We start from the raw sequence: 25,233 nt of genomic DNA on the forward strand, positions 1-25,233 counted from the left end.
TCACGACGACGAAAGTTGTCTTTGCTAGCTCGATCCCGGCGCCACTGACGAGAGTCAGCTTGTCGCGATCGAGTCGTTGGCCTTTGGTCCTAAACGACCTGCCATGACGCGTGCCACCGGACGAGTCACATCCATTCGATCCAGTGCAATCTTGATTGCTGCCGTGATGGGCGTCGCCAAGAACATCCCGGTGATCCCCCAAAGCGTTCCCCAAAACATCAGTGCCAGCAAAATCACCACGGGATGCAAGTCGGCCGAATTACCCATCAGCTTCGGTTCCAACAAGTTTCCGCTGGCGACTTGAATCGAACACGTCACCGCAATCGCAATGATCATCCAAAGCATACTGCCATCGGGATGCAACAAAATGAAAGGCAGCGGCAAAATGCTGGCCAGAATAGGACCGATGTTGGGAATGTAATTGAGCAGGAATGCCAACAACCCAAACGTGAGCGCCATCGGAACACCAAACAACCAAAGTGCCATCCCGAACACGATGCCGGTTGCCAGAGAGATCATCGTCTTGACGAACAAGTACGATCGAACCTGCCGATCAACTTGATACGCTAATGTGTTCTCGCCATATCCGCTCAAATTGCCAAGCAGCAAAAAGAACACATAAATCAAAATCACAATGCTGGTCGACCCAAGCTGGAACAGTTCGCTTGATAGCGTCGCTACTGCGTTTCGTAGAAAAGCCTCCAACTGGTCTCGCAAATCCGCTGCCGCATTGGCCAGCAACTCGTCGGGTTCCTGCCGCTCCGCGGGGACGACCGTTGCTTCTGATTCTTCCACCAAATCAGCAACCGCAGCTTCCGAGCGTTCTCCCACTTCGCTGGATTCAAAACGCTCAGCAACATTTTCATGCAGCCAGTCTTCCGCGTTCGAAACAATCTCGGACACCCGCATTCGGTACAGTTTGCCCTCTTCGGACATCTGAGCCATCGACAACCAAATGCTCATCCCAACCAGGAATGTTCCACCGATCGCCAGCGCAAACGTGACTCCCGCTGCGACAATGCGATTCACGTTCAAACGGGCCTGCAAAAAGTCCAGGATCGGCGTGATCCCGCTGACAATGAACAACGCCACGACAAACGGAATCAATACAGACCTCAACCAATACACCGCCGCCGTCAACGCAATTGCCGTGAGGATCAGCAAACAGGCATCCTGGACCGGGTTGCTTCGTGAAGGCCGGTTCGTCATGGGTGACTTCGTCTTGGTTGCGTTGGAAACGATGATTGCGGCTTGGCAGGATTCGCTCGGGCTGCTCGGCGGAACTATACCAAATCGCCGTTTTCATCATCAGTCACCGCTCGTGACCAGACAACTTGTTCAATCAGTCACGTTTGTTCTTCGCTGGCATCAATGCATCAGCGACTGATGTGTTATTGCGAATCATAGATTCGCAGCGGTTCACTTTTCGTTTTGGTGACGCAACAACCAGGCGTAAACCTCAGGGTTGGCATACGTTTCTGTCCAGCTGTCATGCCCGGCTTCTGGGTAGATCGTGAGCTTGACGTCCCCGCCGGCTCGTTGGATCGCGGCGACCATTTCTTCGCTTTCTTTAAGCTCGACGACAAAATCCTTCCCGCCATGAAACGCCCAAATAGGAAGCGTCGCGAGTTGGTCAGCCCATTCGGTCTTGCCGCCACCGCAAATCGGAATGGCCGCGGCAAACCGTTCAGGATGAGTCGCTGCCAAACGCCATGTCCCAAAACCGCCCATGCTCAACCCGGACAAGTAAACGCGAGACGTATCGATCGAAAGATGTTCTTCCACGTGATCAAGCAAAGCCATCAGTTCGTCAACTTTCCACGACTCGACCACGTCCGCGCGATCCTTACCCGGCTTCGGACTTTGAGGTGACACGATCACGAACGGAAACTCCTTTCCTTCCTTCGCGACTCGTTTGGGTGGCCCGTGAACGGCCAGTTGCTTGAAATTTCCATCACCGCTTTCGCCCAACCCATGCAAAAACAACAGCATCGGAACCTTCTGCCCGGCTTGGTAGTTGCTCGGTGTGTAAAGCAAGAACGGAAGCTTCTCCGGCCGACCTTCAGCGGGTTCAGGAATGACAAAGAAATTTTCAGACTGCTGGCCCGGCTCCACCTGAATTTGCGACGCAGATTCAACATCCGATGACGCAGAATCCTGTGCCGACAAGTCGTTGCTGGAGGGACAATTCATGGCAACGATCGTCGAAGCAAAGATCAGGACAAAGGAAGCGTGGGGACTGCGTTTCATGGTTTGCCTATCAAAAGTAGCTGATGCAGATGGGAATAGTTAGAGGCGACGCATAGCGATCCGCCTCCGCATCCTGCGATGGAACGTCATCGCATTGCAGCATAATCCATGGATAGCGGCAGTTTGTCCGCTGTCACGAATCGAAACAAAACAGCGATGACGGCCGCATTGTATCATCGACACCTGCACCCGGACTTTCCCGGAGACCAATGGTCGATTGCAACGTTCATTCTGTCTCGATGAACGAGTTACGATCGGTTCTCAACACCCACGCCCGTTTTCTCGCGCCCCGAAAGATTCGCGATGATGCATCGCCTTTTGCTCGCTTCGATGATTTGGATTTTGTTGGCCGCGCCGTCAACTTTCGCGGACTCACCGCCGACACCATCGGGGCCGAACGTCCTGTTCATCGCAATGGACGACTTGAATGACTGGATAGGTTGCTTGGGGGGCCATCCGCAAACCATCACACCCAATTTGGACCGATTGGCGGCCAGCGGTATTCTCTTCACCAACGCTCATTGCCCCGCACCCGCTTGCAACCCTTGCCGCTCGGCTGTCTTCACCGGAAGAGCTCCCAACCAATCGGGCCTGTATGACAATCGCCAACAAATGCGTGAGGTCATGCCGGACGATGTCATCTTGCCTCAATACATGAGGAACCATGGTTACCACGCTTCGGGATCGGGCAAACTGCTGCATTACTTCATCGATGCCGCATCCTGGGATGAATATTTCCCCAAAGCGGAATCCGAGAATCCTTTCCCACAAACTTTCTATCCTTCACAACGCCCCGTCAACCTGAAACGCGGCGGACCATGGCAATACGTCGAAACGGACTGGGCGGCACTCGACGTGACAGATGAAGAGTTCGGTGGCGACTGGGCGGTCAGCCAATGGATCGGCGAACAACTACAACAAAAGCATGATCAACCGTTCTTCCTCGGTTGCGGAATCTATCGGCCACATGAACCTTGGTTCGTACCGAAGAAATACTTCGAACCTTTTCCTCTCGACTCGATCCAGCTCCCACCGGGATACCTCGAGAATGACTTGGATGACGTCCCTCCGATTGGACAGCGTGCTGCACGCAATCGCTACTTTGCCCACATCCAAAAGCAGGACCAATGGAAACAGGGCATCCAAGGCTATCTCGCTTCCATCCACTTTGCCGATGCGATGCTCGGTCGCCTGTTAGATGCATTGGAGTCTGGACCGAATGCCGACAACACCATCGTCGTGCTTTGGTCGGATCACGGTTGGCAACTGGGTGAAAAAGAGCATTGGCAAAAGTACACGCCGTGGCGAGGTGTTACTCGTGTCCCATTGATGATTCGAGTTCCAAAAACATCCAGTCCGTCGCTCCCGAACGGCACGCCGATTGGAGCCCGTTGTGATGCTCCGGTGAATCTACTCAGCCTCTTTCCGACTGTGCTCGACCTTTGTCAATTACCCTCCAATCCGGTCAATGATGGGCCAAGTCTTCTGCCTTTGCTGAAGGAACCAAAGACCGACACTTGGAAACACAACTCGGTCACCTACCTGTCTCACCCCGGTGCCTACGCCGTGAGCGGTCGGACTCATCGATACATTCACTATCAAGACGGGAGCGAAGAGCTCTACAACATCGAAGCCGATCCCTACGAATGGAACAATTTGGCAACGAAACCAGAGTCGTCTGAACAACTCGCCCAGTTCCGTTCAACATCACCGACAAAATTCGCGAAACGTATCGAACCGTCGGTGAAGTCACTCGCGAAACTAACCTTTCGTACGATCCCCGAGGGAGGCATCCCCGCGTCCAAGCCCGACGGAAACCCGTTTCCGGTGCACTTCATCAACCAACAGCGTGGTCCAGTCGAATTATGCTGGATCGATGCCAAATCAAAGTCAAAGTCTTATGGTCTGATTCAGCCAGGGCAAACGAAAACCCAATCGACCCGCCCGGGCGCCATTTGGATGGTAAAAGAATCCGATGGAGACAAACAACTTGGTTACTTCCAAATTGGCGACCGGACGGCTCAAGCGGTCATTCCCGCCAGCAAACCCAATGTGGTCGTCATCCTCACCGACGATCAAGGCTGGGCCGATCTGAGTTGTCAGAACGAGGTCGACGATATTCAGACACCACACATTGATGGCTTGGCCGCACGCGGAGTTCGCTGCACCAACGCCTATGTGACCGCCCCCCAGTGCAGCCCATCGCGTGCCGGATTGATCACTGGCCGGTACCAACAACGTCTCGGCATTGACACCATCCCGGACATGCCACTGCCGACCAATGCGGTGACCATCGCCGAACACTTGCAACCCAAAGGCTACAAAACCGGCTTCGTCGGCAAATGGCACTTGGAACCCAACGTCACCTGTATCGATTGGATGCGTCGCGAATTGCCGGCGATGGCTGGTAAACCCAGACGCAAGGTCCGGATTCCATGGAATAAAATCGAACCCTATTCACCATCGCAACAAGGTTTTGACGAATATTACTGGGGCGAGCGAACAAACTATCGCACCAACTTTGACCTCACCTCGGGTGAGTTGCTCGCAGAAATGAAACCGATTCGTGACGAGCGTTTTCGCATTGATGTCCAAACCAATGCGGCGGTCAAGTTCATTCAACGCAATCATGATCAGCCGTTCTACTTGCAGCTGAATTACTACGGTCCGCACACGCCCTTAGAAGCAACTCAAAAATACCTCGATCGTTTTCCCGGACCGATGCCGGAGCGACGTCGCTACGCGTTGGCGATGATCTCAGCGATTGACGACGGCGTGGGTCAAATCGTCGACCAGTTGAAAGCCGAAGGAGTGCTCGACAACACATTGATCGTCATGACCAGCGACAACGGCGCACCGCTGAAAATGACAAAGACCGACTCACCCATCAACGGCGACGCTGGTGGTTGGGACGGATCACTCAACGATCCTTGGGTCGGCGAAAAAGGAATGCTTTCCGAAGGCGGCATCCGCGTGCCAATGATTTGGAGCCTGCCCACTCAATTGCCCAGCGGAATCACCTACGACTGGCCGGTCAGTGCATTGGACATCGCACCGAGTGTTTTGAAACTCGCCGGCGGAGAACTCCCGTCCGGTGACGCAGCCTTCGACGGCATCGATCTGATTCCTCGATTGAACGACATCCAAAATCCACCCACCCGAACGTTGTATTTCCGGTTCTGGGATCAAGCCGCGATTCGCCGTGGCAAGTGGAAATACATCTTCGCTGGCGATGGTCGTCGCTTCCTTTTCGATCTGGAAAGCGATCAACACGAACATCGCAATCTCGCGGAAGAATATCCAGAACTCGCTAACAAACTTCACGCCAGCTTGGCATCCTGGACATCCGAATTATCGCCCAAAGGCATGCCAATCGGAAAGAAGATGCGAGAACGAGCGTGGTACGACTTCTACTTTGAAGAGGTTGATCCAACACTGGAACCCTCGAACTGACCAGGCGAGACGCGTCCACTCGGTGCAGAAGTCCGGGCAACCAACTCATTGCCGATCCGCGTCGAAACGACCAAGCAAGATCTCTCCTGCATGTCAGCTGCTGGGGTGACCTTATCCAGCTAACAGCCACTCGCAGACGTTGGTGCGACGAAGTCATGCCACTTCACGCCGTCCGGTAGAATCCTCGATTCGGCAAATTCCAAATGCAGAATTCGCCGGTGCCGCCGCGTGCCCGGCTGGGATGAGCCGCTGCAATGGCTGAGCAAGGGTCTCATTGCCAACACATCGCCCGCCTTCGCGAAAATTGACATGGCGGCACTGACATCTTCCCCATCGCTGTCGCTTGAATGGTGCGAACGGGGAATCACTCGCAGTGGGCCATTCTCATCCGTCACTTCGTCCAGATGAATCCGAAGTGTCAGCATCCGTCGCAACACGTCGTCCGCTGCGATGAAGTGAGGGACTCCTGCCTTGACGGTCGGACGAGAGAAACAATCGGAATCCACTGCGTTATCTTCAACCGCAACGGATGTGTCTTTGTGCCATGGCAACGCCCAGGTCCGATCGGGCGGCTTGTCGAAAAACAAAGCTCGCACCAATCCCAACTCATCACCGAGTTGCTTCTTCAAAAAGTCAATCAACGGTTCGCATTGCCAAACCGTCGTCACCTCGGGAATGCTGCCGATCAAATTGCGAGCCGCGTACACATGACCGCGACTGGATCGAGCCCGAACGGACTCTGACTCCTGAATCAAAGTCTGCGTGCAAACATCCAGCAGATGCTTAACCATCGACCTCGGCACCGCGCCGCGAAGAATCTGGAATCCATCTCGATCCAGCTCGTCGCTGCTCATTGAATTGGTCGCCTGTCGGTATGCCTTGCCTGAATCGAATCGTCAAACAAGATTCTGTCTTAGCAAGAAGCCTTGTCTGCGGTCAACTCCCGCAAACCTTCGATTCCGATTGGCGGGTCAAGTTGCCAGGGAATGATCACCGCTTGCTTCGCGTGCTGAGTGAATACCTCACGCAGGTAAGGCTCTTCGTTTTGTTGACGCCCAACCAGAATCCGATCCTTGACAACCAACGGACTAAGCGATTGATTGACCACCCAAGCAAACGGCTCGATCTCCGCTCGCCGCAAATCCTGTTGCAACCGCTGAGCTTCATGTACCGGGGTCGACTCGGGCAGCGTCACCACCAACACCCGCGTGAAATCTGAATCTCGCAAGCGTGGCAACAATTCCCGAACGCTTTCAGGCACCTCGTTGGTCTGCCGCGAAACTTCGCGATGATATGCAAGTGCCGAATCCAACAGGAGAATCGTGTGACCGGTGGGCGCGGTGTCGAGAACGACAAAGCCATCCTCGCCTTCCGCCACGGCATCGGCGAACGCTCGAAACACGGCGATCTCTTCCGTGCAGGGAGAACGAAGATCCTCTTCCAACAACGCTCGCCCTTGCTCATCCAAACCATCTCCCGCGGTCCGCAAGACTTCTTGTCGATAAGCCTCGGTCACTTCGGCGGGATCAATCCGACTGATTGTCAAACCGCTCAACTCTTCAGCGGCCAAGGTCGCGCTCACGTGTGCGGCCGGATCGGTGGTCGACAAATGAACCTTCAAGCCGCGTTCGGCAAGTGCCACCGCAACCGCAGCAGCGATGGTTGTTTTACCGACGCCACCTTTGCCCATCGTCAGAATCACGCCGTGTTGCTGAGTCGCCAACTGATCGATCAAAGCGGATGCGGGCAATGCCTCCAAGATCGAAACGCGTTCTTCACCGGCAATCTCGTTCCTGGCCATCTCCCCGTTCGGTTCAGTTCTCCCGAGCAGACGTAGAGCGTCAATACCAACCAAGCCATGAGGTGCCAAAGGCACAACCGTGCGTTGCAGTTGAGCGAGCCCGCTGGGCATCGCCATCAACGCTTCTTTGCACCGTTGTTCCATCGCGTTGGCAATCGGATCTGATTTGTCTCTTGCCTCGAAGGTTCCGTTGATCACCAAGGCTTGGTTTTCAACGCCGAGCTCCCTCAGTTCGTCGCTGGTTCGATCAGCCTCCCGAAGCGTGGACGCTTCCGGTCGAGTCACCAACACCAACGTTGTGCGAGATGAATCGCCAAGGGACTCCACCGTCGAATGGTAGATCGCTTGCTGCTTTTGCAAACCTGCCAGCGGTCCCAGACACGATGTTCCGGACGTGTTTTCATCCATGAATCCCGACCAAGCTGATGGCAACGTCAACAACCGCAACGTGTGTCCGGTCGGCGCGGTGTCAAAAACGATGTGATCAAAGTCTGCCGTCGCGTTTTCGTCGCCCAACAGTCTGGCGAATTCGTCGAAAGCAGCGATCTCCACCGTGCACGATCCCGAGAACTGTTCTTCCATGCTCTGAACAGCAGCCTCGGGCAAAACATCTCGATACGGCCCCACCATTCGCTCGCGATACTCCGCCGCCGCCTGCTCCGGATCAATGTTCATCGCCGAAAGGTTGTCCACCGCCGGAACGGATGTCGGCTTGTTACTGAGCGTCACGCCGAGGACTTCGTCCAAGTTTGACGCGGGGTCGGTCGACACGAGCAGAACGCGCCGGCCTCGATCCGCCAAACGAACCGCGGTGGCACAAGCCATGGACGTTTTGCCAACGCCTCCTTTGCCCGTGAAGAACAAATTGCGAGTGGGTGATTCGAGATAGTGCATGACTGTGGACCGCTAAAAGAAGGAATTGATCGGCCATCGGTTCGATGGATCGTCAGACAAGATCAGCAGCAACTCGAACCGCCGCAGCATCCACCATCCGCCGTTGGCAGCATGGGCTTCATTTGCGTCTTCGTTGCCGTCCACAACGCCAGATTCTCTCGCGAAGGATAGTCACTGCGACTGACGATTCGGCCATCAACCAGAACCAAAGGCAAACACTCGACACCTTCTTCGCTCAACATCTGCTGCACGGTCGCGTTGCCAGCAAACTCGGCTGGTTCCTGCGCTAAATTGAATCGATCAACACGATGACCTTGTTGTTTCAGCCAATCCAAATCGGCTGCGAACCTTGGCAACGTTTCATCCACCTGAGGCCCGCAAACGCCGGTGCTGCAACACATCGCTCGGTCATAAATTTGAACGTGACTCATTGTTTCTTCCTCTGCAGATCGCCAATCGCCGCTAGACGATACAAATAGATAAATAGAAGGACGAAGGAACGGGCGAATCAGTCAACTCGCCCTTTCGTATCGCCGATCTACGATTAACGATATCGGTCATTCCCATGGTCGTCAACACAAAAAGTGCCGCAACTTCTCGCGTGAATGCCTTCACCGGCATTTCCACCGACACGATCCGCCTCTCATTGATAGTCGAACATCGCCGTCGCGGTCGTGTCGGAATCGCTGACGACACGTGCCCAGCAGGCAGAGAAACCAACCGGAAACTCGTGCCGGACCGTGCTTCCGACAGGCACAACCAATTCCTTCACCGGGATCCACCGACCTTCGCCGTCCAAGTCCACTTCCACGGTCATCGTTACCGGAGTCGTGTCGGTGTGCGACAGTGTCAGCACTTTCTTGTCGTAGCCCCGCATCAGATAGGCATCCGACGGTTTCCCCGCCCGGACGTCGGTGTTTTTCCAGGGGCCCCCGTGTCCGACCGGTTTGCCAAACTTCCAAAGGTCGTCCACTCCACCAAACCACAGTCCCATGCCTGATGCCGAATCACGAAACACATGCTCGCTCGCCGCTGCGTCTTGCTTGATACCACTCAGCACCAACAATCCGTTCCAGGAACAATAGTCCGAGATCCGCTTTCCATGACTCGACACCGGGCGGATCAAATTCCAAGCCGGCGGAGCACCATTGATCACCAATGGCACTTCATAAAACGTCCCATGAATATTCGCGATCGTGCGTTCTGACTCCACTTCTCGTAGCGCTCGAGGCCAACCCGATTCAAAGGGCTTGTCATAGATCGCGTCGCCCTTGGGCAGTCGATAATTTCTTCCCTGATTTCGAACGATGACGGAAGCCTCATCCACCGTGAACTCCGGTTCCACTTGCAGCTTCTCGGCCAACTTTGAATCAAATTCATCCGACTCAAATTGGAAGCCGTCCTTTGTGAATTCAAATGCCTTTCCATCAGCCGTCAGCAACCGCAAATCACGACTGCGTTGAGCGGGATAGACCAATGCTTCAATGGCTTGCGAATCATCCACGTCGGCCAATCCAGCAAACAGTTCCTCGTGACGCTGCTGATTTGGATAGGCGGATGTTTGATGCAAGAACACCGTCGCCATGCAATCACGATCCGTTTTGAACCGTACCCAAACAGCTTCCAACTCTTCGGGAAGCAACTCCACCGCGCTGTCTCCACCAGCCACCGAAAATTCGCGAAAATCAACCCACTCGTTCGTTCCATTGGGATCGATTTGCATGGTGAGCTGAACCGACGAATCTGCAGGCACTGCGAATTTCTTGGATTGCCGCGAAGCTTGCGGTTCGTTCAACGTCGCTCCTTCACCTCGAATCGTTTTCACCGTCGCGTTGCCTTCGACGAACGCAGTGTGCGGCATCCCAAACGATCCGGGTGTGTGCTCGGTTTCATTCGCAGGAATGGAGATTTTCCCTGCTGGGAACGAACGTTTGTAAACGCGATCATGGTGCCCGTTGCCCCACCGGACTTCCATCTGCGTCAACTGCCATTCCGATGACATGGGCGGGTCACCTCGATGATCCACGGCCAAGTAAACCGTGACGGGCTGATCGACTTCAAAGGCATATCCTTTTGCCGGCCGAGTCCAGTTGCCACGTCGCACCGTGACGTTCGGAAGCACGCTTAGCTTCTCGGGCATCGATGTGATCGCTTGCTGATCCGTCGCTCGCAAGGCGACCACCGGCTTCGATTTCAACTGGCCAACCGCCAGATACAACGTTCGCGTTTGAAAACCGTCGACGAGGAATGGATCCGACCACTGATCCGCGTTCACTTCATCATCAATCCAGGGGCCACCGTAAGCTGACGCGGGCCCCCAAGTCTTCAGATCCTGGTAGTCACCAAACCACAAATTGCTCTGTGGTTGGCCCGCCAAGGGATTGCCTTGAACACTGGTTTCATCCGTTGCCAGCACCAACCGATCGTTCCAAGCACAAAAATCAGGAACGTAGCGGAGATGGCTTCCGATGGGGCGCAAGCCTTTGGAATTGGTCGCCGAAAACCCCTTCGGAAAATCAAAGAACATGCCGTGCATGTCCATCATCCAACGTCCGTCTGTGATCTCGCGGATTCGCGGCCATTCGGTGTACCAACCATGACTGGCATCATTGCAATAGGCAGCCTTGGGCAGCAGATAAGTGTGCCACGTTCCGTTCTCCAACAACTTCAAACGAACGCTCCGTCGATCCCAGCCCATCGACCAAATCGGCTCATTTCCATCACTGCCGCCCGTGATGCCCTTGGGGCCAGTGACTTCGGTGTATTGCCGACGCTCAACGATCCGCCATGTCTCGCCATCCCACTCCGCCAACACCCCACGCTCTTCTTCGTCCGTGGCTTCGCCACCAACCAAAACATCTTTGTAATCACCAACGTGCAATTCCCCGTTGTTGGAAATCACCAAACGTCCTTGCGAGGTGTAGCCGCCCTTTCCATGCCAACCCGGAACGGGCTTTTTGAACAACCGCTTGACCTCCAACGAATGCACGTTGGCCTCCCAAATGGATCCCTCCATGTCGATGTAGTACACCATGTTCTCGGGATCTTTCAGATGCCGCGTGATCGCCGTCACTCGCATTGGCATGTCGCCGGGAGAAATGGTTCGCACCTTGCCTTTGGCATCGATCAAGTGGTGCCCAATCAGCAACTGCTGCGACTCTTCGTGAATCATCCGCCCCGCTGGTGTTCCACCGACGCTTTCGGGATGCACATTCAGGGGCTTGGTCAGATCCGATTCGACGGAGAACAATTTGTGTTCGCTGCCGCGCGGCATGTGAGGCGCGTAATTGACCATCCAAAGCCTCCCGGCCCACGGCACAATCGCTCCGATCCCACACTCATTGTGTCCCGACTTCAGATGCGCCCCGTTTTGGCTGTAGATGCCATACGTCGTCAGGTGCGGCCGAACGCCACTGATGACCAGATCCGTCCGAATCGGTGGCTGCTGGCCGCCAGCAAACTTTGCATTCGTGACGATCAACAAGAACCAACAGCATAAAATGAGACGCCGCAGAGATTGCATGGGGGAACCCAAAGGGTTTCGGTGTGAGAATCGTTCCAAGGTGGCTGAACTGCCTTGAAATAGCGGAACACGGAAACATTGGACATGAATTATCGACCATTTTGAGATTGCCCCCACATTTTTGTCCAAAAAGGCGTCCCATCGGCTGTCTTCTTTTGCATGACAAGACACCGTCCGAACCGCGATTGATCAACGGCATGAACCCATCTCACGAAACTCCCGAACACGATGCATCGATCACCGGTCCCATCGATCACACCGAAGAGTTTGTGCGGTTGCTCGGGCAAACCCGTCGTCATCGGTTTGCCTACCTGATGAGCCTGATGAATGACCGCAACGATGTGGAGGAGGTCTTGCAAGAGACCGATTTGGTTCTGTGGCGAAAATTCGATGACTTCGAATGGGGCACCAATTTCACCGCGTGGTCCTGTCGCGTCGCATTCAATCAAATGAGAGCGTGGCGGCAAAAGCAACAACGCAGCCGTCTGCAATTTTCAGATGAGTTCTTGACCGCGGTGGCAACCCAACTGGACACACAAACGGACCGCTACGATCAACGTCTCGAAAATCTCCGTGCCTGTGTCAGATCGTTGCCCGAGCGACACCGGCAACTGATCGACCAGCGGTACACCGAGGGTGAAAAGATCGAATCCATCGCCACTCGCACCGGCCGATCCCTCGATGCCGTTTATCGCATGCTCAGTCGCATTCGGGATTCGTTGCGAGACTGTGTGACTCGAAAAATGAACGCAGGAGTGACGTCATGACCAACGTCGAAAAACGCTACCTCGAGTTACGAGACGCTGCTTTGGATGGCCGCGCAACCCAAGCAGAAATTCAAGAACTCGAATCCATCGCGATGGCTTCTCCAGAAAGAATCCGAGACTTCGCCGAAGCCGCGGGTTTGCATGGCGACCTGTGCTTGCTGGGCATCGAAGCTCGTGATCAACGGCCAGCCGAGAAGTTGGAGACTCGCGAAAAATCAAAGCTTGGACCGTGGCAACTCATTCCGTGGGCCATCGGATTGGCCGCATCCATTCTTTTGATCGTGACGTTTTGGAATCGCAATCCAAGCGAGTCACCATCCACCGAAACGTTCGCGGTGCTCGAACAAACTGTCGAGTGTTTGTGGCAGACCTCGACCATGCCGCTCGCCGAAGGACAACGACTGGGCACCGGACGCTTGCGGTTGGCCAGCGGATTCGCCTCCTTGCGTTTTGACAATCAAACGCAGTTGAACTTGGAAGGTCCTGCGGAGCTGCAGATTTTGGATCCAATGCACTGCCGCCTTGTCAGCGGGACCGCTGTGATCACCGTTCGCGATGGCTTGCGAGGCTTTGTCGTCGACACCCCCAACGGCCGCCTGATTGATCAAGGGACCAGCTTTGGTGTGTCTGTGAAATCCGGTGGAGCGTCGGTGGTCGAGGTGTTCGATGGACAAGTCGACATCGAAGTGGCCGCAACGGGAGAAACCCGCAGCATGACCGAACAAACATCCGCTTGGTTGCTGCCTCAGCAAATTGTGGCCGCTAGCGAATACCGAGTGCCGCTCGAACAGAACTCCGGACAACTCACCCAAATCATCGCGGCGCAAGGGAACGGTGGAGACATCTGGGTCCAAAGGAATCCCAACATCCGCAAGGGGCCCGAGGACCTGCTGCTGGTCAAGAAATCCAGCGAACAAATCGGATTCGATCGCCAAATCCGCTTGCGTTTTGACCTGCGAAACCTCTCCGAGCAACCGATCCAGCGAACCTCGTTGCAACTGACCGCCGTCCCGTCCGGGATCGGTTTCGCTTCCAGAACCCCGGACGCCACCTTCTCAATTTACGGACGCCCCATTCCTCCTGGAACCGCTCGACTCTCACTCGAATCAACCCAGTGGCTGGATCTGCAAACCGAAACGGCTGATTGGTCGTTGCTGGATCGATTTGTGATCCCCAAGGGGATTCAATCGGGGGCCCACAACATCGAGTCCACTCGACTCGATGAACTTTTGAACCAACACCGCAATGGAGTCATCGAGTTGGTGATCATACGGGACACACCTGAAACCATGGGCGGCGGTTTGGTCCATGCGTTTGCCAGTTCGCGACATGAATCCATCCCCGGTCCTACTCTGCGTGTTTGGCAGTGAAGGCCGCGTCGTTCAGCGTGAATGCACGTGCTGGCCAAGGAACCGTCGCATGTGATTCGCGATCACCTCACCATCTTCTTCCAATGCGAAGTGTCCGGTGTCGAGCAAGTGCAACTCCGCGTTTTTCAAATCGCGTTGATAGGGGTATGCACCTTCAGCAGGGAAGATCGCATCGTTCTTTCCCCACACGATCAATGTCGGCGGTTGATGCTTGCGAAGGTAAGCTTGCCACTGGGGATACAACGCTGGATTGCTGCCATAGCTGTGGAACAACTCGAGTTGAATCTCATCGTTCCCAGGACGATCGAGCAGTGGCTGCACATGTCCCCAGTTGTCCGGACTGATCGTCGCGGCGTTGCGAACGCCGTTGGTGAATTGCCACTTGGTCGCATCCAGCGTCAACATCGAACGAAGCGCGTCCCGGTTCTCAGATGACCGTTCATTCCAAAACGCTTTCACGGGCACCCAAAACTGGTTGTCGATGCCTTCTTCGTAGGCGTTTCCGTTCTGAATGATCAGCGTTTGAACTCGTTCAGGATGTGCCGTCGCCAAGCGGAATCCGATCGGGGCGCCGTAGTCCATCACGTACAGCGAGTATTGGTCCAGCTTCAGTCTTTCAGTGAAAACCTGAATCTCACGAGCCAGGTTATCAAACGAGTACTCAAACTCGTCGACCGACGGAGCCGAACTGAACCCGAACCCGGGATAGTCCGGTGCGACCACGTGATAGCGATCCGCCAAAGCAGGAATCAAATTTCGAAACATGTGGGAAGAAGTCGGAAACCCGTGCAACAGCAACAATGTCGGTGCATCTTTCGGCCCCGCTTCCCGGTAAAAGATCTCCAGGTCATCGATCTGGATCGTGCGATGCATGACCTGTGAATCAGCAGTGACATGCCCGCGGTCATCTGCGCGGGCGGTCTTTGTGATGGGTCCAACGAAAGCCACAGCAATGGCAGCTCCGATGACCAACTGGGTGATTGATTGAGTTTTCATAGTTCGATATTTCGAGTTGGTTGGTTAATGGGATGTTCAATCGTCTGCTACGCCGCCAAAACGCCCTCGCGGAAGCGGAGTTCACGCGAGGGCAAGTGATCGGCCGCTTCATTTCACGAGCTCTTGCAAGCCAGGGTCGTCCAATGGTCGGGCACCCAACGGCCAATGAAACTTTCGCTCCGAGACATCGATCGCATGGTCGTTGATGCTGGCCTCACGTCGCCGCATCAAACCATCGGGATCAAACTCCCAGTTTTCATTGCCATAGGCACGAAACCAACTTCCGGCCTCGGTTTGGTACTCGTACTGGAACCGAACGGCGATTCGATTTTCAGAGAACGCCCACAATTGTTTCGCGAGGCGATACTCCTGTTCCGACTTCCACTTACCAGACAAGAAGTGGACGATCTGATCGCGTCCCCGCAGGAACGTATCTCGGTTGCGCCATTCGCTGTCGATGGAATACGCCAGCGAGACTCGCTGCGGATCCCGCGAGTTCCAGGCGTCTTCCGCCGCTCGCACTTTTTGAATGGCGGACTCACTCGTGAAAGGCGGCCGGATGTCAGTTGGGCTTGCCATGTTGATTCTCCAATGTTTCTAGCGCAACGTTTGGTTACTTCGCATCGCGTCAAGCGACGCTGCACGCTTCCGTGTGGCAACCGCACGAATCCATTGTCGAATCGTCCGACAACTTTTCGGCAGCCGGGAAGTCCACTTCGGTTTGAGCGACATGGTTGAGGTAGTTGGTCAAGATGTTGAGAGAAACGTTGGCGACCGTTTCTGCGATCTCCGCATCCGTCACCCCTGCTTCGCGAGCGGTTGTGACATCGGCGTCCGAGACCAACCCACGCTTCGCGACAACTTGATTTGCGAACGCCAGGATGGCTCCGGCCTTGGCGTCGTCCGCTTTGCCACGACGAGCATCAAGAATTTCAGACGCGGTCAGGCCCGACATTTTGCCAAGTGCGGTGTGGGCACTGAGGCAGTAGTCACACGAGTTCGCTTGGCCCACTGCCAAGGCAATGCGTTCGCGTTGTTTGGCAGTCAGTGCACCGACCGCGAGAGCGCCACTGAACTTCAAATACGCATCCAAGACAGCCGGTGAATTGGCCATCACACGCATCAGGTTGGGCGTCATCCCAAGCTTGGCTTGCACAGCGTCGAGCAACTCTTTGGCTTTACCGGTCGCGAGAGCTGGGTTCACGGTTTCGATTCGGGACATGATTGGACTCCATTGGGATCCGAGAGAGTTGAAAAGCACCGAATTCGATCATCGGTGTCGAGTCTCCCTTAGGCACGAACTGTGCCAATCCTCACAACTGCCCTGTAAGTCTCACACTATCAACCACTTACAAAAACACGTGCAATCAAACAATGAGCACGAAATTTCGTGACCCAACGATTTTTCGTTGCAACACAACGACATCTCGTGCATCCTGTCACCCATGATCGAACACCGAATTCCCCTGATCCGTGACCACAAGAAACTGTTGCTGGCGATGCCTCAACAGCGGAGCGTCGCCGACGTTTTGCGATTGGTCGTTGATCATTTGGCCAGCTCTCATGCGGTGGCCTTGGCTCGCATCTGGCTGATCCAACCGGGCGAAGGTTGTCCCACGTGCCCGATGCGATCGGAGTGCCCCGACCAAACCGAATGCCTTCACTTAGTGGCTAGTGCAGGAACATCGGTCGTGGATCCCAATACGGACCTCAGCCGCATTGACGGTTCTTTTCGTCGGTTCCCACTTGGCGTGCGGAAAGTCGGACGCATCGCTGCCACCGGGACTCCTTTGGAAGTTCCCAACATCGATGGCGATCCCGATTGGTTGGTGCATCGCGATTGGGCCTTGCAAGAAAGTATTCTTGGATTTGGAGGACAACCGCTGATTCACCGCGGCAAGGTGCTGGGTGTACTCAGTGTCTTCGCTCGCACCACGATCGGTGACGCTTGCTTCGATTGGTTGCGAATGATTGCCGACCACGTGGCGTCTGCCATCGCCAACGCGCAGGCTTGGGAAGAAATCGAAAGCCTGCGAGGACGTTTGGAACTCGAAAACGATTATCTCCAAGAAGAGCTTCGTGGAGAAGCATTCGGTGAGATGATCGGGCAAAGCGATGCGTTGCAAACCGTCACACAGCAAATTCGCTTGGTCGCACCGACCGACTCGACCGTGTTGGTGATGGGCGAAAGCGGCACTGGCAAGGAACTGGTCGCACGCGAGATTCATGCTCGCTCCTCTCGTCATGAACACCCGTTGATCAAAGTCAACTGCGCGGCGATTCCTCGTGAGCTTTATGAGAGCGAGTTCTTTGGACACACCAAGGGCAGCTTCACCGGCGCTCTACGTGATCGCATTGGCCGCTTTGAACTGGCCGATGGTGGCACTTTGTTTCTTGACGAAATTGGCGAAATCCCCTTGGACCTGCAAAGCAAACTTCTGCGGGTTCTGCAGGAAGGCGAACTGGAACGCGTCGGCGAAGAACGGACTCGCATGGTGGACGTTCGAATCATCGCCGCCACCAACCGTGATTTGAAGGCCGAAGCGGAAGCCGGCAAATTCCGACTCGATCTCTACTACCGACTCAGTGTGTTCCCAATCGATTTGCCACCGCTTCGAAATCGAAAAGACGATCTCCCGCTGCTGGCCGATCACTTGCTCACGAGCCTTTCCCGACGGCTTGGCAAGCCAACACCGAGACTCACGCGAGCCAACGCCAACGAACTTCAGCGTTATGACTGGCCCGGCAACATTCGCGAATTGCAACACGTGCTCGAACGAGCGTTGATCACATCTCCTCCCGGTAAACTGAAACTGAATCTCGCGTCACAACCCGACATCGATTCGCAAAACATCGTCCCCGTTCACTCGCACGAACCCGACGAGATCATGACCGCCGCTGAACTCCGCTTGTTCGAGGCAAACAACATTCGCAAAGCACTGCAAGCGTGTGGAGGCAAAGTGTACGGCGAGACGGGTGCCGCCGCTCTACTCGGAATGAAACCGACCACCCTTGCATCACGAATCAAATCACTCGGCATCGCATCATCGTGATCTGCCTCCACAGAGGTCTGGAACGCCTGCCGGAAAGAATCATGTCACCTCGGGACCAGTGGATGCATTAAGTTGGTTTTGATTCGCATCCCACCTTGCCACTCCCACCCGGCGGTCCCACCGAATGTCGATGAAATATCTCACCTCCATTTTTCTACTCTGCCTTTTTGCATTGCCCACCAACGACGCCCGCTCGCAAACTCAATCGTCTTGGGCGTCCAACGACAAAGCCTCATTCACTCCCCAGATCCATCACCCCAACATCAAATCGGTGACGTTGTTCGCTCAGAACCCGGATCTGGTGACACCGGTTGGTGTCGCGGTGTCCCCGGATGGACGAGTCTTTGTGCAAGAAAACCACACTCACAAACGAGAATCCAACTACTCGGGTCCGAAGACCGATCGCATTCTCGTCTTCGAAGACACCAATGGAGATGGTGTCGCCGACAAACGTAGCGTCTTCTATGAAGGCCATACCTTCAGCACTGATTTGCTGTTTGGTCCCGATGGTCATTTGTACGTCAGCACGCGTTGGTTCATTGGGCGATTTCTCAATGCGTCCAGCAAACAATCCGCGGATGGTGAACCGGAAAAACTGGTCGTCTGCGAGACCGAAGGAGACTACCCGCACAACGGCATAGGCGGACTGGCCATCGACCCAGCGGATCCAGACTCGCTCGCGTTTGGGTTCGGTGAAAATCTCGGCGTCGACTACACCTTCGTTGGCTCCGACGGCACCAAACTATCCGGTGGTGGCGAAGGCGGATCGACCTACCGCTGCCGAACCGATGGAGCGGAACTCACTCGACTTTCCACTGGACACTGGAACGCCTTCGGGATGACGTATGATCTGGCCGGAAACCTCTTTTCGACCGACAACGATCCTGACGCGACACCACCCAATCGCTTGCTTCACGTTATCCCCGGCGCAGACTTTGGTTACGAGTTTCGGTATGGTCGATCAGGACGGCACCCGCTGGTTTGCTGGAATGGTGAAAATCCTGGAACGCTCGGCATGGCCGGGGTGTTGAACGAGGCAGCTTGCGGTGTGATCCCGTTTGGTGTCAACCATTTGCTCACCGCGTCATGGACTGACAACCGAGTCGACTTGCACAAGCTGACGCCCAAGGGAGCTTCGCTGGAAGCCACGCGAGAACAATTCTTGAGCGGACCAGATGACTTCCGCCCAGTCCACTTTTCTTATTCAACCGACGGAAGGTTCCTTTACATCAGCGATTGGGTCAAGATTTCCTATCCGGTTCACGGGCACGGGCGAATTTGGCGAGTTGAGTTCAAACAACCTGTCTCGCTCACGCCGCTACCACGCACCAATGAGATTGCCGAACCAACGATCGACAAGGCAATTGAGCTACTTGGCAGCCCAGATCCGTACGTACGAACCGCGGCAATGAACACTCTGGTTCAACATCCAAAAGAGATCGAAGACCTCGACTGGAAAACAATGAATGAGGTCGCCCGCGTCCACTACGCAGTCACTCTCAAACGAATCGACCAACGAAAGGGCTCCTCCGGCCAATTCGTCGATCGAATCCCAGATTTGCTACTCGACAAGTCCTCCGACGTTCGTTTCGTCGCCATCAAATGGATCGCCGACGAAACACTGGAACATCATCGCGTCTCACTCGAACAACTTCTCAAACGAGATGATTTGAGTCGCCGTGACCTGAAAGCCGTGGTGGCGTCCCTCGCCAAAATCAGCAGCCCAACGACGCGAGAATTCTCGCCCGATGACACCTTGTTGAAACTAACCCTCGATGACAGCAATCCGATACAACTTCGCAGGATTGCCCTGCAATCCCTCAACGTCGATCACCCCCGACTGACCATCGGTGTCCTTGAATCGCTCCTTGATTTAAACGATGCAACCATCCAGCGAGAAGCGGTGCACATCCTTGCCATTCATCCCGATGCCAACAAAGCATCAGCACTGAACAAGGTCGCTGGCGATGAGTCCCTCGATGCGAATCTTCGCGCCGATGCAATCGCAGGGTTGGCCTCGTTGGCGACTGAGAACTCCGACGTGTTGCAAGAGTTGGCGAATCACCATCACCCGATCATCGCAAACGAAGCGAGACGTACACTCGTCTCGGCTGGCCTGCTGAAACGCAAACTGCCTGCCAAGCCATCGGTGGACCAACTCTCGGACTGGAACACATTGATCGACGAAGTCGAAGGTGAACCAGACCCGAATATTGGACGCCGTCTCTTCTTCCACAACAACTTGGCAGGCTGCTACAAGTGCCATGCCGTAAACGGTCGCGGCAACGAGGTGGGTCCTGACCTGACAACTATCCACAAACAAACTGGAATTACCCAAACTTGGTTGCTAAAGCACATCGTCCATCCTAGCGCGGAGATGGCACCCTACTACCGCCCGCAACAACTACTGACATTTGACGGCCAGGTCCTGAACGGACTAATCATCGCTCGCGAGGGTCAACGCGAGGGCTACATAGGATCGGATGGCAAGGTTTTTTACGTCGACAAAAATGATGTCGAAGGACGCCAAGAACTCACCAACTCGATCATGCCAACCGGGCTTCTCGATCCGTTGACTGCTACCGAAATCCGGGACCTTCTCGCTTACTTGTTGCTGCACGAAGAATGACGTGGCGTCTGACAACCAAACAGAATGACCGTTGTTATGTTCCGTTGATTGCTTGCCATCGCCCAATACCGCTAGCAGTGCATCACGCAACCACCATCCACGTTGATGGTTTGGCCAGTCACTTCTTTGGCTCGTTCTGACGAAAGAAACACAATCATTGCGGCGACGTCTTCGCTCGTTTGCCAACGTGCGAGCGGGATCACGTTTTTAATCTTCTGCTCCGTCCAGTCTTCGTAGGAAAGTTGGTCCCGAGGATCGGTGCGTTCGTACCAAGCCTGCCACACCGATCGGTTCAGCGGTGTCTTCACCATCCCCGGGCAAACCGTATTGACCCGCACATTGTGCGGTGCCAAGTCCTTTGCCATACACTGCGCAAAGTTGATGTTGGCTGCTTTGCTGGCACTGTAAGGCGGATCGGTCTGCGACCCCATCTGTCCCGCGATGGAGGCGAGGAACACAAACGATCCAGACCGCTGCTCAACCAACGGCGGAGCCAGTGCTGCAGCGATGTTCGCCATCCCGATGACGTTAACCTCCAGAGTTCGCTTCCAATCGCTTGGGGCAACGTGGGTGAACGGAAACCCAAACTTCCCCGACCCAATCGCCGCGCAGTGCACCACATGGTCGAGACGTCCGTGTTCATCCATGCAGGAACCGACCGCTTGCTTGACCTGTTCTTCATCGACAATGTCGACGATCTGGGTGCCGACTTTCACGCCCTGCTCTCGCAACTCGCTCGCCGCTTCTTCGACTTGGGGCGAAACATCCCAAAGCTGAAGCGAGCAACCCTCTTCCGCAAACATTCGCGCGGTCGCCAACCCGATCCCACTCGCACCGCCGGTGATCAAAGCCACGTTGCCGCCTAATTTCAAATCCATCTCTGTTGTCCTGGGAATGGTCGGTAGAAGAGTGCGGTGTTCAGGAAAGTGGAAGGATTCGTTGCCTCATCCACTACAGTTGCAACCGAAAGCGTCGCCGAGATACGAACATCGCCCGCATGCAACCTAAATCCATGCGATGACAAAACTCATGGAGATGCACCCCAAGAAAACATCGGTCACGACGCTTCCACCGCTTTGCGATTTTCGCGTTCCTGCAGTAGTTGCAATGCGTGAGCTTCGCCCCACTTCTTCAGTGTCAGCAGCACGGGCGTGAGCGACTCGCCCTCTTCCGTCAATTCGTATTCGACCCGCGGTGGCACCTCGGCGTAGACGATCCGATTGACCAACCCGCTGTCCTCCAATTCGCGAAGCTGCTTGGTCAGCATTCTCTGCGTGACACAGCCGACTTTGCGTTTGAGAACGCTGAATCGGAGGCGTCCATCGACCATCAAGTAATAAAGCACGATGCCTTTCCACTTGCCGCCGATCAATTCCAGCGTTGCTTCCACGGGACAAGCCGGCAGTTCGTAGTTCGTGTGCCGGGATTTTCCATTAGTATCCATTTTGTGCCTATAGGCTTGAAAAGTGCGTTCTTGCCGGGTTGGCATCTACCTCTATTATCACACCGTACTGACAAACAAACAGTCAGGCGACCGCGAAAACAACGAAATATCTCTTTCGCGTCTGATCCAATCTCGATTCAAAGGAAACCACTCATGAAAGCCATGCTGATCAAGAACTACGGTGAGAACGCCCCCTTCGAGGCTTCCGAGGTCGATCAACCCGAAGTCAAACCGGGGCACGTCCTGGTCAAGATTGCCGCCTCGAGCGTCAACACGGTCGACACGATGATTCGCAAGATGGGAAAGGACCTGCCTCTCTCACCTGATGCACCCGCTCTCCTTGGAATGGACTTTGCCGGCACTGTCGAAGCCGTTGGCGAAGGTGTGCAGAACTACTCCGTCGGCGACGAAGTCTATGGGTGCGCTGGCGGGCTGGCGGATCTACCGGGCACGTTAGCCGAGTACATCGTTGCCGATGCCGACTTGATCGCGCACAAGGCAAAGAACCTGTCGATGAAGGAAGCCGCCGCCTTGCCACTCGTCGCAATCACCGCCTACGAAGGTCTGGTTCGCGCAGGCATCCAAGCCGGCCAGAAAGTCCTCGTGCATGGTGGATCAGGCGGCGTAGGACACGTCGCGTTGCAATTGGCAAAACACTTCGGAGCCGACGTCTATTCCACTGGCGGCGGTGACAAACAACTTGCTCTGATCGAAAAGTTGGGTGCGACAGGCATCAACTACAAAACCGAATCGGTCGAGCAATACGTTGCCAAGCACACCGGTGGGGCGGGATTCGATGTGGTGTTTGATTCCGTCGGCGGAGCCAACCTGACCAACTCATTCGAAGCCGCTGCACTCAACGGGCAAGTCGCAACCACGGTTTCGATGTGCGAGTTGGATCTCACACCGGCTCACTTCAAGGGATTGTCGCTGCATGTCGTCTTCATGCTGATTCCCATGTTGCACAACCACAAAAGATCCGAGCATGGCGACATTCTTCGCAAGCTGACCGAGATCGCTGAATCGGGTGCCCTCACGCCCATCCTTGATGAAACCAACTTCTCTTTGGAAGAAGCTGGCGAAGCCTACGCACGACTTGAAAGCGGCAAAGCCATGGGCAAAGTCGTCATCGAGAACTGATGCGTCATGTTGACTGACGTCAACCGGATGGATCATCGCGAACCGACGGCTTTCCATTCCTCTTGATCGATCGAAAGTGAGATGTCCTCCGCAACCACTCCCGAAACCGTTGAATTCCAATCCATCAACCGTGGGTACAACAGCGTGTTCCATGCGAACCGACTGAGCCTCGGATTGGTGGTTCCGATTGAAAACTACAGTGATGGACCTGTCCCGGAAATGCACCGACACATCGAACGTGTGCAGCTTGCCGAAGCATTGGGTTTCTCGGCGGTCTGGTTGCGTGATGTCCCATTCAATGTCCCGGCTTTTGGAGATGCCGGCCAGACTTATGACCCATTCGTGTATCTCGGAATGTTGTCGGGGATGACCGAACGGATCGCGTTGGGTGTTGCCAGCATCATTTTGCCTTTGCGACATCCCGCTCACGTTGCCAAAGCCGCCGCCACGGCGGACGTGCTGTCTGGAGGCAGACAGATCCTTGGCGTGGCTTCCGGGGACCGTCCAGAAGAGTCCCCCGCAATCAATGCCCCATTTGTTGATCGAGGTGCGAGTTTTCGCGAGTCCTACCGATACATCCGCAAGATGAGTGATCCATGGCCACGCTTCGACAACCAACGCGGGCGAGTCACGGGCGAAATGGACATGCTACCCAAGCCGGTCTCCGGCAGGCTTCCATTGCTGATCACGGGCAGCAGTCAACAGAGTCCTGAGTGGTTGGCGGCTCACGGTGATGGCTGGATGACTTACCCGCGACCAGCCGAATCGCAAGCACGTGTCATTCAGGATTGGCGCCAGCGAATGCGAACCATCGGGCGTCCCAACCAACCTGTCTTGCAACCGCTCTACATCGACCTCACCGAGTCCCCCGACACCCCGCCCACACCCATTCATCTGGGATTGCGAATCGGCATCAATCCGCTTCGCGAGTACCTGCGGTCGCGGCAGGAAATGGGTGTCAATCACATCGCCTTGAACCTGCGATTCAACCGAGCCGACATTGAGACGACTTTGAAACAAATCGCCGACGAACTACTCCCCGAATTCCAACACGAAGAAAGAACATAATGAAACGCATTTTGATCACTGGTGCCACCGATGGCATTGGCCTAGAAACCGCCAAGGCATTGGTCTCACGAGGTCACCATGTCTTGATTCACGGCCGCAATGCGGACAAGCTCAAACAAGTCGAGCAGTCTCTAAACTCGCTGTCGAGCGAGGCATCGATCGAATCGCACCTCGCGGATCTGTCGGACATCAATGAAGTCGAGTCGCTTGCCGGTTCAGTCGCCGCGAAACATGACCACCTCGACGCGCTGATCAACAACGCTGGTGTGCTGTCCACATCCGATCCGATGACTCCTGACGGTCTTGATGTTCGATTCGTCGTCAACACAATCGCACCCTACGTGCTGGCAAAGCGACTTCGATCGCGGATGGATTCATCCGGACGGATCGTCAACGTTTCCTCTGCCGCTCAAAAGCCTGTCGACATGGCTGCGTTCCGCGGTGAACTTCAATTGGACGACCTGGAGGCCTACTCCCAAAGCAAGCTTGCACTCACCATGTGGTCCCGAGGGTTAGCTGATAAGCTTGGCACCGATGGCCCAGCGATCATCGCCGTGAATCCGGGCTCTCTGCTTTCCAGCAAGATGGTCCATCAGGCGTTCGGCGTTCCAGGAAAAGACATCACGATCGGGGCCAACATCCTTGTCCGTGCAGCTCTGGACGAAGAGTTCGCCGATGCCTCAGGCCAATACTTCAACAACGACGCCGGAGAATTCGGCACGCCACACGCCGATGCACTGGATGCAGAAAAAAATGCCGCGATCATCGATCATTTGGAATCGGTACTTGCGACGGTCTGAGTCCGCATCGCACCAAATGGCTTCCGCGTCTCCCGTTCAGAAACT

Annotated in this window: 20 protein-coding genes; 9 read left to right on the forward strand and 11 right to left on the reverse strand. The window is 55.1% G+C overall.

Going from position 1 to position 25,233, the window contains the following annotated elements; genetic code table 11:
* Window positions 1-54: 54 nt before the first annotated feature.
* A complete protein-coding gene (locus RB_RS19555; protein ID WP_231845803.1) occupies window positions 55-1,092 on the reverse strand; it encodes an AI-2E family transporter in 1,038 nt (345 codons plus the stop codon).
* Between RB_RS19555 and RB_RS28180 the strand changes: the two genes are divergently transcribed.
* On the forward strand, window positions 1,079-1,387 hold the full coding sequence (locus tag RB_RS28180; RefSeq protein ID WP_231845804.1) for a hypothetical protein: 309 nt from the start codon (window positions 1,079-1,081) through the stop codon (window positions 1,385-1,387). The genes RB_RS19555 and RB_RS28180 overlap by 14 nt on opposite strands.
* 32 nt (window positions 1,388-1,419) lie before the next feature.
* On the opposite strand, the gene RB_RS19560 is transcribed toward RB_RS28180, so the two are convergent.
* Complete coding sequence (locus RB_RS19560; RefSeq protein WP_011122354.1) at window positions 1,420-2,250, reverse strand: carboxylesterase family protein; 831 nt, start codon at window positions 2,248-2,250, stop codon at window positions 1,420-1,422.
* Between the two features lie 414 nt (window positions 2,251-2,664).
* Here RB_RS19560 and RB_RS19565 point away from each other — a divergent pair, with 414 nt between their 5' ends.
* Entirely contained in the window at window positions 2,665-5,703 is a 3,039-nt protein-coding gene (locus RB_RS19565; protein ID WP_231846506.1) for a sulfatase-like hydrolase/transferase, read from the forward strand.
* A gap of 119 nt (window positions 5,704-5,822) precedes the next feature.
* Here RB_RS19565 and RB_RS19570 read toward each other — a convergent pair whose 3' ends face one another.
* The 4 genes from RB_RS19570 to RB_RS19585 form a co-directional block, all read right to left on the reverse strand.
* Entirely contained in the window at window positions 5,823-6,557 is a 735-nt protein-coding gene (locus RB_RS19570) for a phytanoyl-CoA dioxygenase family protein (protein WP_011122357.1), read from the reverse strand.
* Window positions 6,558-6,616: 59 nt separating this feature from the next.
* A complete protein-coding gene (gene arsA, locus RB_RS19575; protein WP_011122358.1) occupies window positions 6,617-8,398 on the reverse strand; it encodes an arsenical pump-driving ATPase in 1,782 nt (593 codons plus the stop codon).
* Window positions 8,399-8,460: 62 nt separating this feature from the next.
* Entirely contained in the window at window positions 8,461-8,829 is a 369-nt protein-coding gene (arsD, locus tag RB_RS19580) for an arsenite efflux transporter metallochaperone ArsD (protein ID WP_007324069.1), read from the reverse strand.
* 212 nt (window positions 8,830-9,041) lie between these two features.
* Window positions 9,042-11,921, reverse strand: coding sequence for a hypothetical protein (locus RB_RS19585; RefSeq protein ID WP_231845806.1), 2,880 nt, complete (start codon window positions 11,919-11,921; stop codon window positions 9,042-9,044).
* Between the two features lie 197 nt (window positions 11,922-12,118).
* Between RB_RS19585 and RB_RS19590 the strand changes: the two genes are divergently transcribed.
* Both RB_RS19590 and RB_RS19595 read left to right on the forward strand, forming a co-directional pair.
* On the forward strand, window positions 12,119-12,688 hold the full coding sequence (locus tag RB_RS19590; RefSeq protein WP_231845807.1) for a sigma-70 family RNA polymerase sigma factor: 570 nt from the start codon (window positions 12,119-12,121) through the stop codon (window positions 12,686-12,688).
* Window positions 12,685-14,058: a FecR family protein gene (locus tag RB_RS19595; RefSeq protein ID WP_011122362.1), complete on the forward strand. Its 1,374-nt coding sequence runs from the start codon at window positions 12,685-12,687 to the stop codon at window positions 14,056-14,058. Before RB_RS19590 ends, RB_RS19595 begins: the two co-directional genes overlap by 4 nt.
* Window positions 14,059-14,070: 12 nt before the next feature.
* Here the strand turns inward: RB_RS19595 and RB_RS19600 are convergent, their stop codons facing one another.
* The 3 genes from RB_RS19600 to RB_RS19610 form a co-directional block, all read right to left on the reverse strand.
* Window positions 14,071-15,054, reverse strand: a complete 984-nt coding sequence (locus RB_RS19600; protein WP_011122363.1) for an alpha/beta fold hydrolase — start codon at window positions 15,052-15,054, stop codon at window positions 14,071-14,073.
* A 108-nt stretch (window positions 15,055-15,162) separates the two neighbouring features.
* Window positions 15,163-15,633 carry a nuclear transport factor 2 family protein gene (locus RB_RS19605; protein WP_011122365.1) on the reverse strand — a complete coding sequence of 157 codons (471 nt, stop codon included), beginning with the start codon at window positions 15,631-15,633 and terminating at the stop codon, window positions 15,163-15,165.
* Between the two features lie 49 nt (window positions 15,634-15,682).
* Window positions 15,683-16,276, reverse strand: a complete 594-nt coding sequence (locus RB_RS19610) for a carboxymuconolactone decarboxylase family protein (protein ID WP_164922248.1) — start codon at window positions 16,274-16,276, stop codon at window positions 15,683-15,685.
* Window positions 16,277-16,499: 223 nt separating this feature from the next.
* Here RB_RS19610 and RB_RS19615 point away from each other — a divergent pair, with 223 nt between their 5' ends.
* Entirely contained in the window at window positions 16,500-18,107 is a 1,608-nt protein-coding gene (locus RB_RS19615) for a sigma-54-dependent Fis family transcriptional regulator (protein WP_193427788.1), read from the forward strand.
* Window positions 18,108-18,237: 130 nt separating this feature from the next.
* Window positions 18,238-20,736 (forward strand): PVC-type heme-binding CxxCH protein, encoded by a 2,499-nt coding sequence (locus RB_RS19620; protein ID WP_231845808.1) that lies wholly within the window; start codon window positions 18,238-18,240, stop codon window positions 20,734-20,736.
* Window positions 20,737-20,807: 71 nt separating this feature from the next.
* Here the strand turns inward: RB_RS19620 and RB_RS19625 are convergent, their stop codons facing one another.
* Window positions 20,808-21,614, reverse strand: coding sequence for an SDR family NAD(P)-dependent oxidoreductase (locus RB_RS19625; RefSeq protein ID WP_011122369.1), 807 nt, complete (start codon window positions 21,612-21,614; stop codon window positions 20,808-20,810).
* A gap of 179 nt (window positions 21,615-21,793) precedes the next feature.
* Window positions 21,794-22,180 (reverse strand): winged helix-turn-helix transcriptional regulator, encoded by a 387-nt coding sequence (locus RB_RS19630; RefSeq protein ID WP_011122372.1) that lies wholly within the window; start codon window positions 22,178-22,180, stop codon window positions 21,794-21,796.
* A 153-nt stretch (window positions 22,181-22,333) separates the two neighbouring features.
* On the opposite strand from RB_RS19630, the gene RB_RS19635 reads away from it, so the two are divergent.
* From RB_RS19635 to RB_RS19645, 3 genes are all read left to right on the forward strand, one after another.
* A complete protein-coding gene (locus RB_RS19635) occupies window positions 22,334-23,320 on the forward strand; it encodes a zinc-dependent alcohol dehydrogenase family protein (RefSeq protein ID WP_011122373.1) in 987 nt (328 codons plus the stop codon).
* A gap of 144 nt (window positions 23,321-23,464) precedes the next feature.
* Window positions 23,465-24,388 (forward strand): LLM class oxidoreductase, encoded by a 924-nt coding sequence (locus tag RB_RS19640; protein ID WP_164922950.1) that lies wholly within the window; start codon window positions 23,465-23,467, stop codon window positions 24,386-24,388.
* On the forward strand, window positions 24,388-25,188 hold the full coding sequence (locus tag RB_RS19645) for an SDR family NAD(P)-dependent oxidoreductase (protein WP_011122375.1): 801 nt from the start codon (window positions 24,388-24,390) through the stop codon (window positions 25,186-25,188). Before RB_RS19640 ends, RB_RS19645 begins: the two co-directional genes overlap by 1 nt.
* Window positions 25,189-25,233: the final 45 nt, after the last annotated feature.

Origin of the sequence: Rhodopirellula baltica SH 1, from assembly GCF_000196115.1 — a bacterium.
GTDB lineage: Bacteria > Planctomycetota > Planctomycetia > Pirellulales > Pirellulaceae > Rhodopirellula > Rhodopirellula baltica.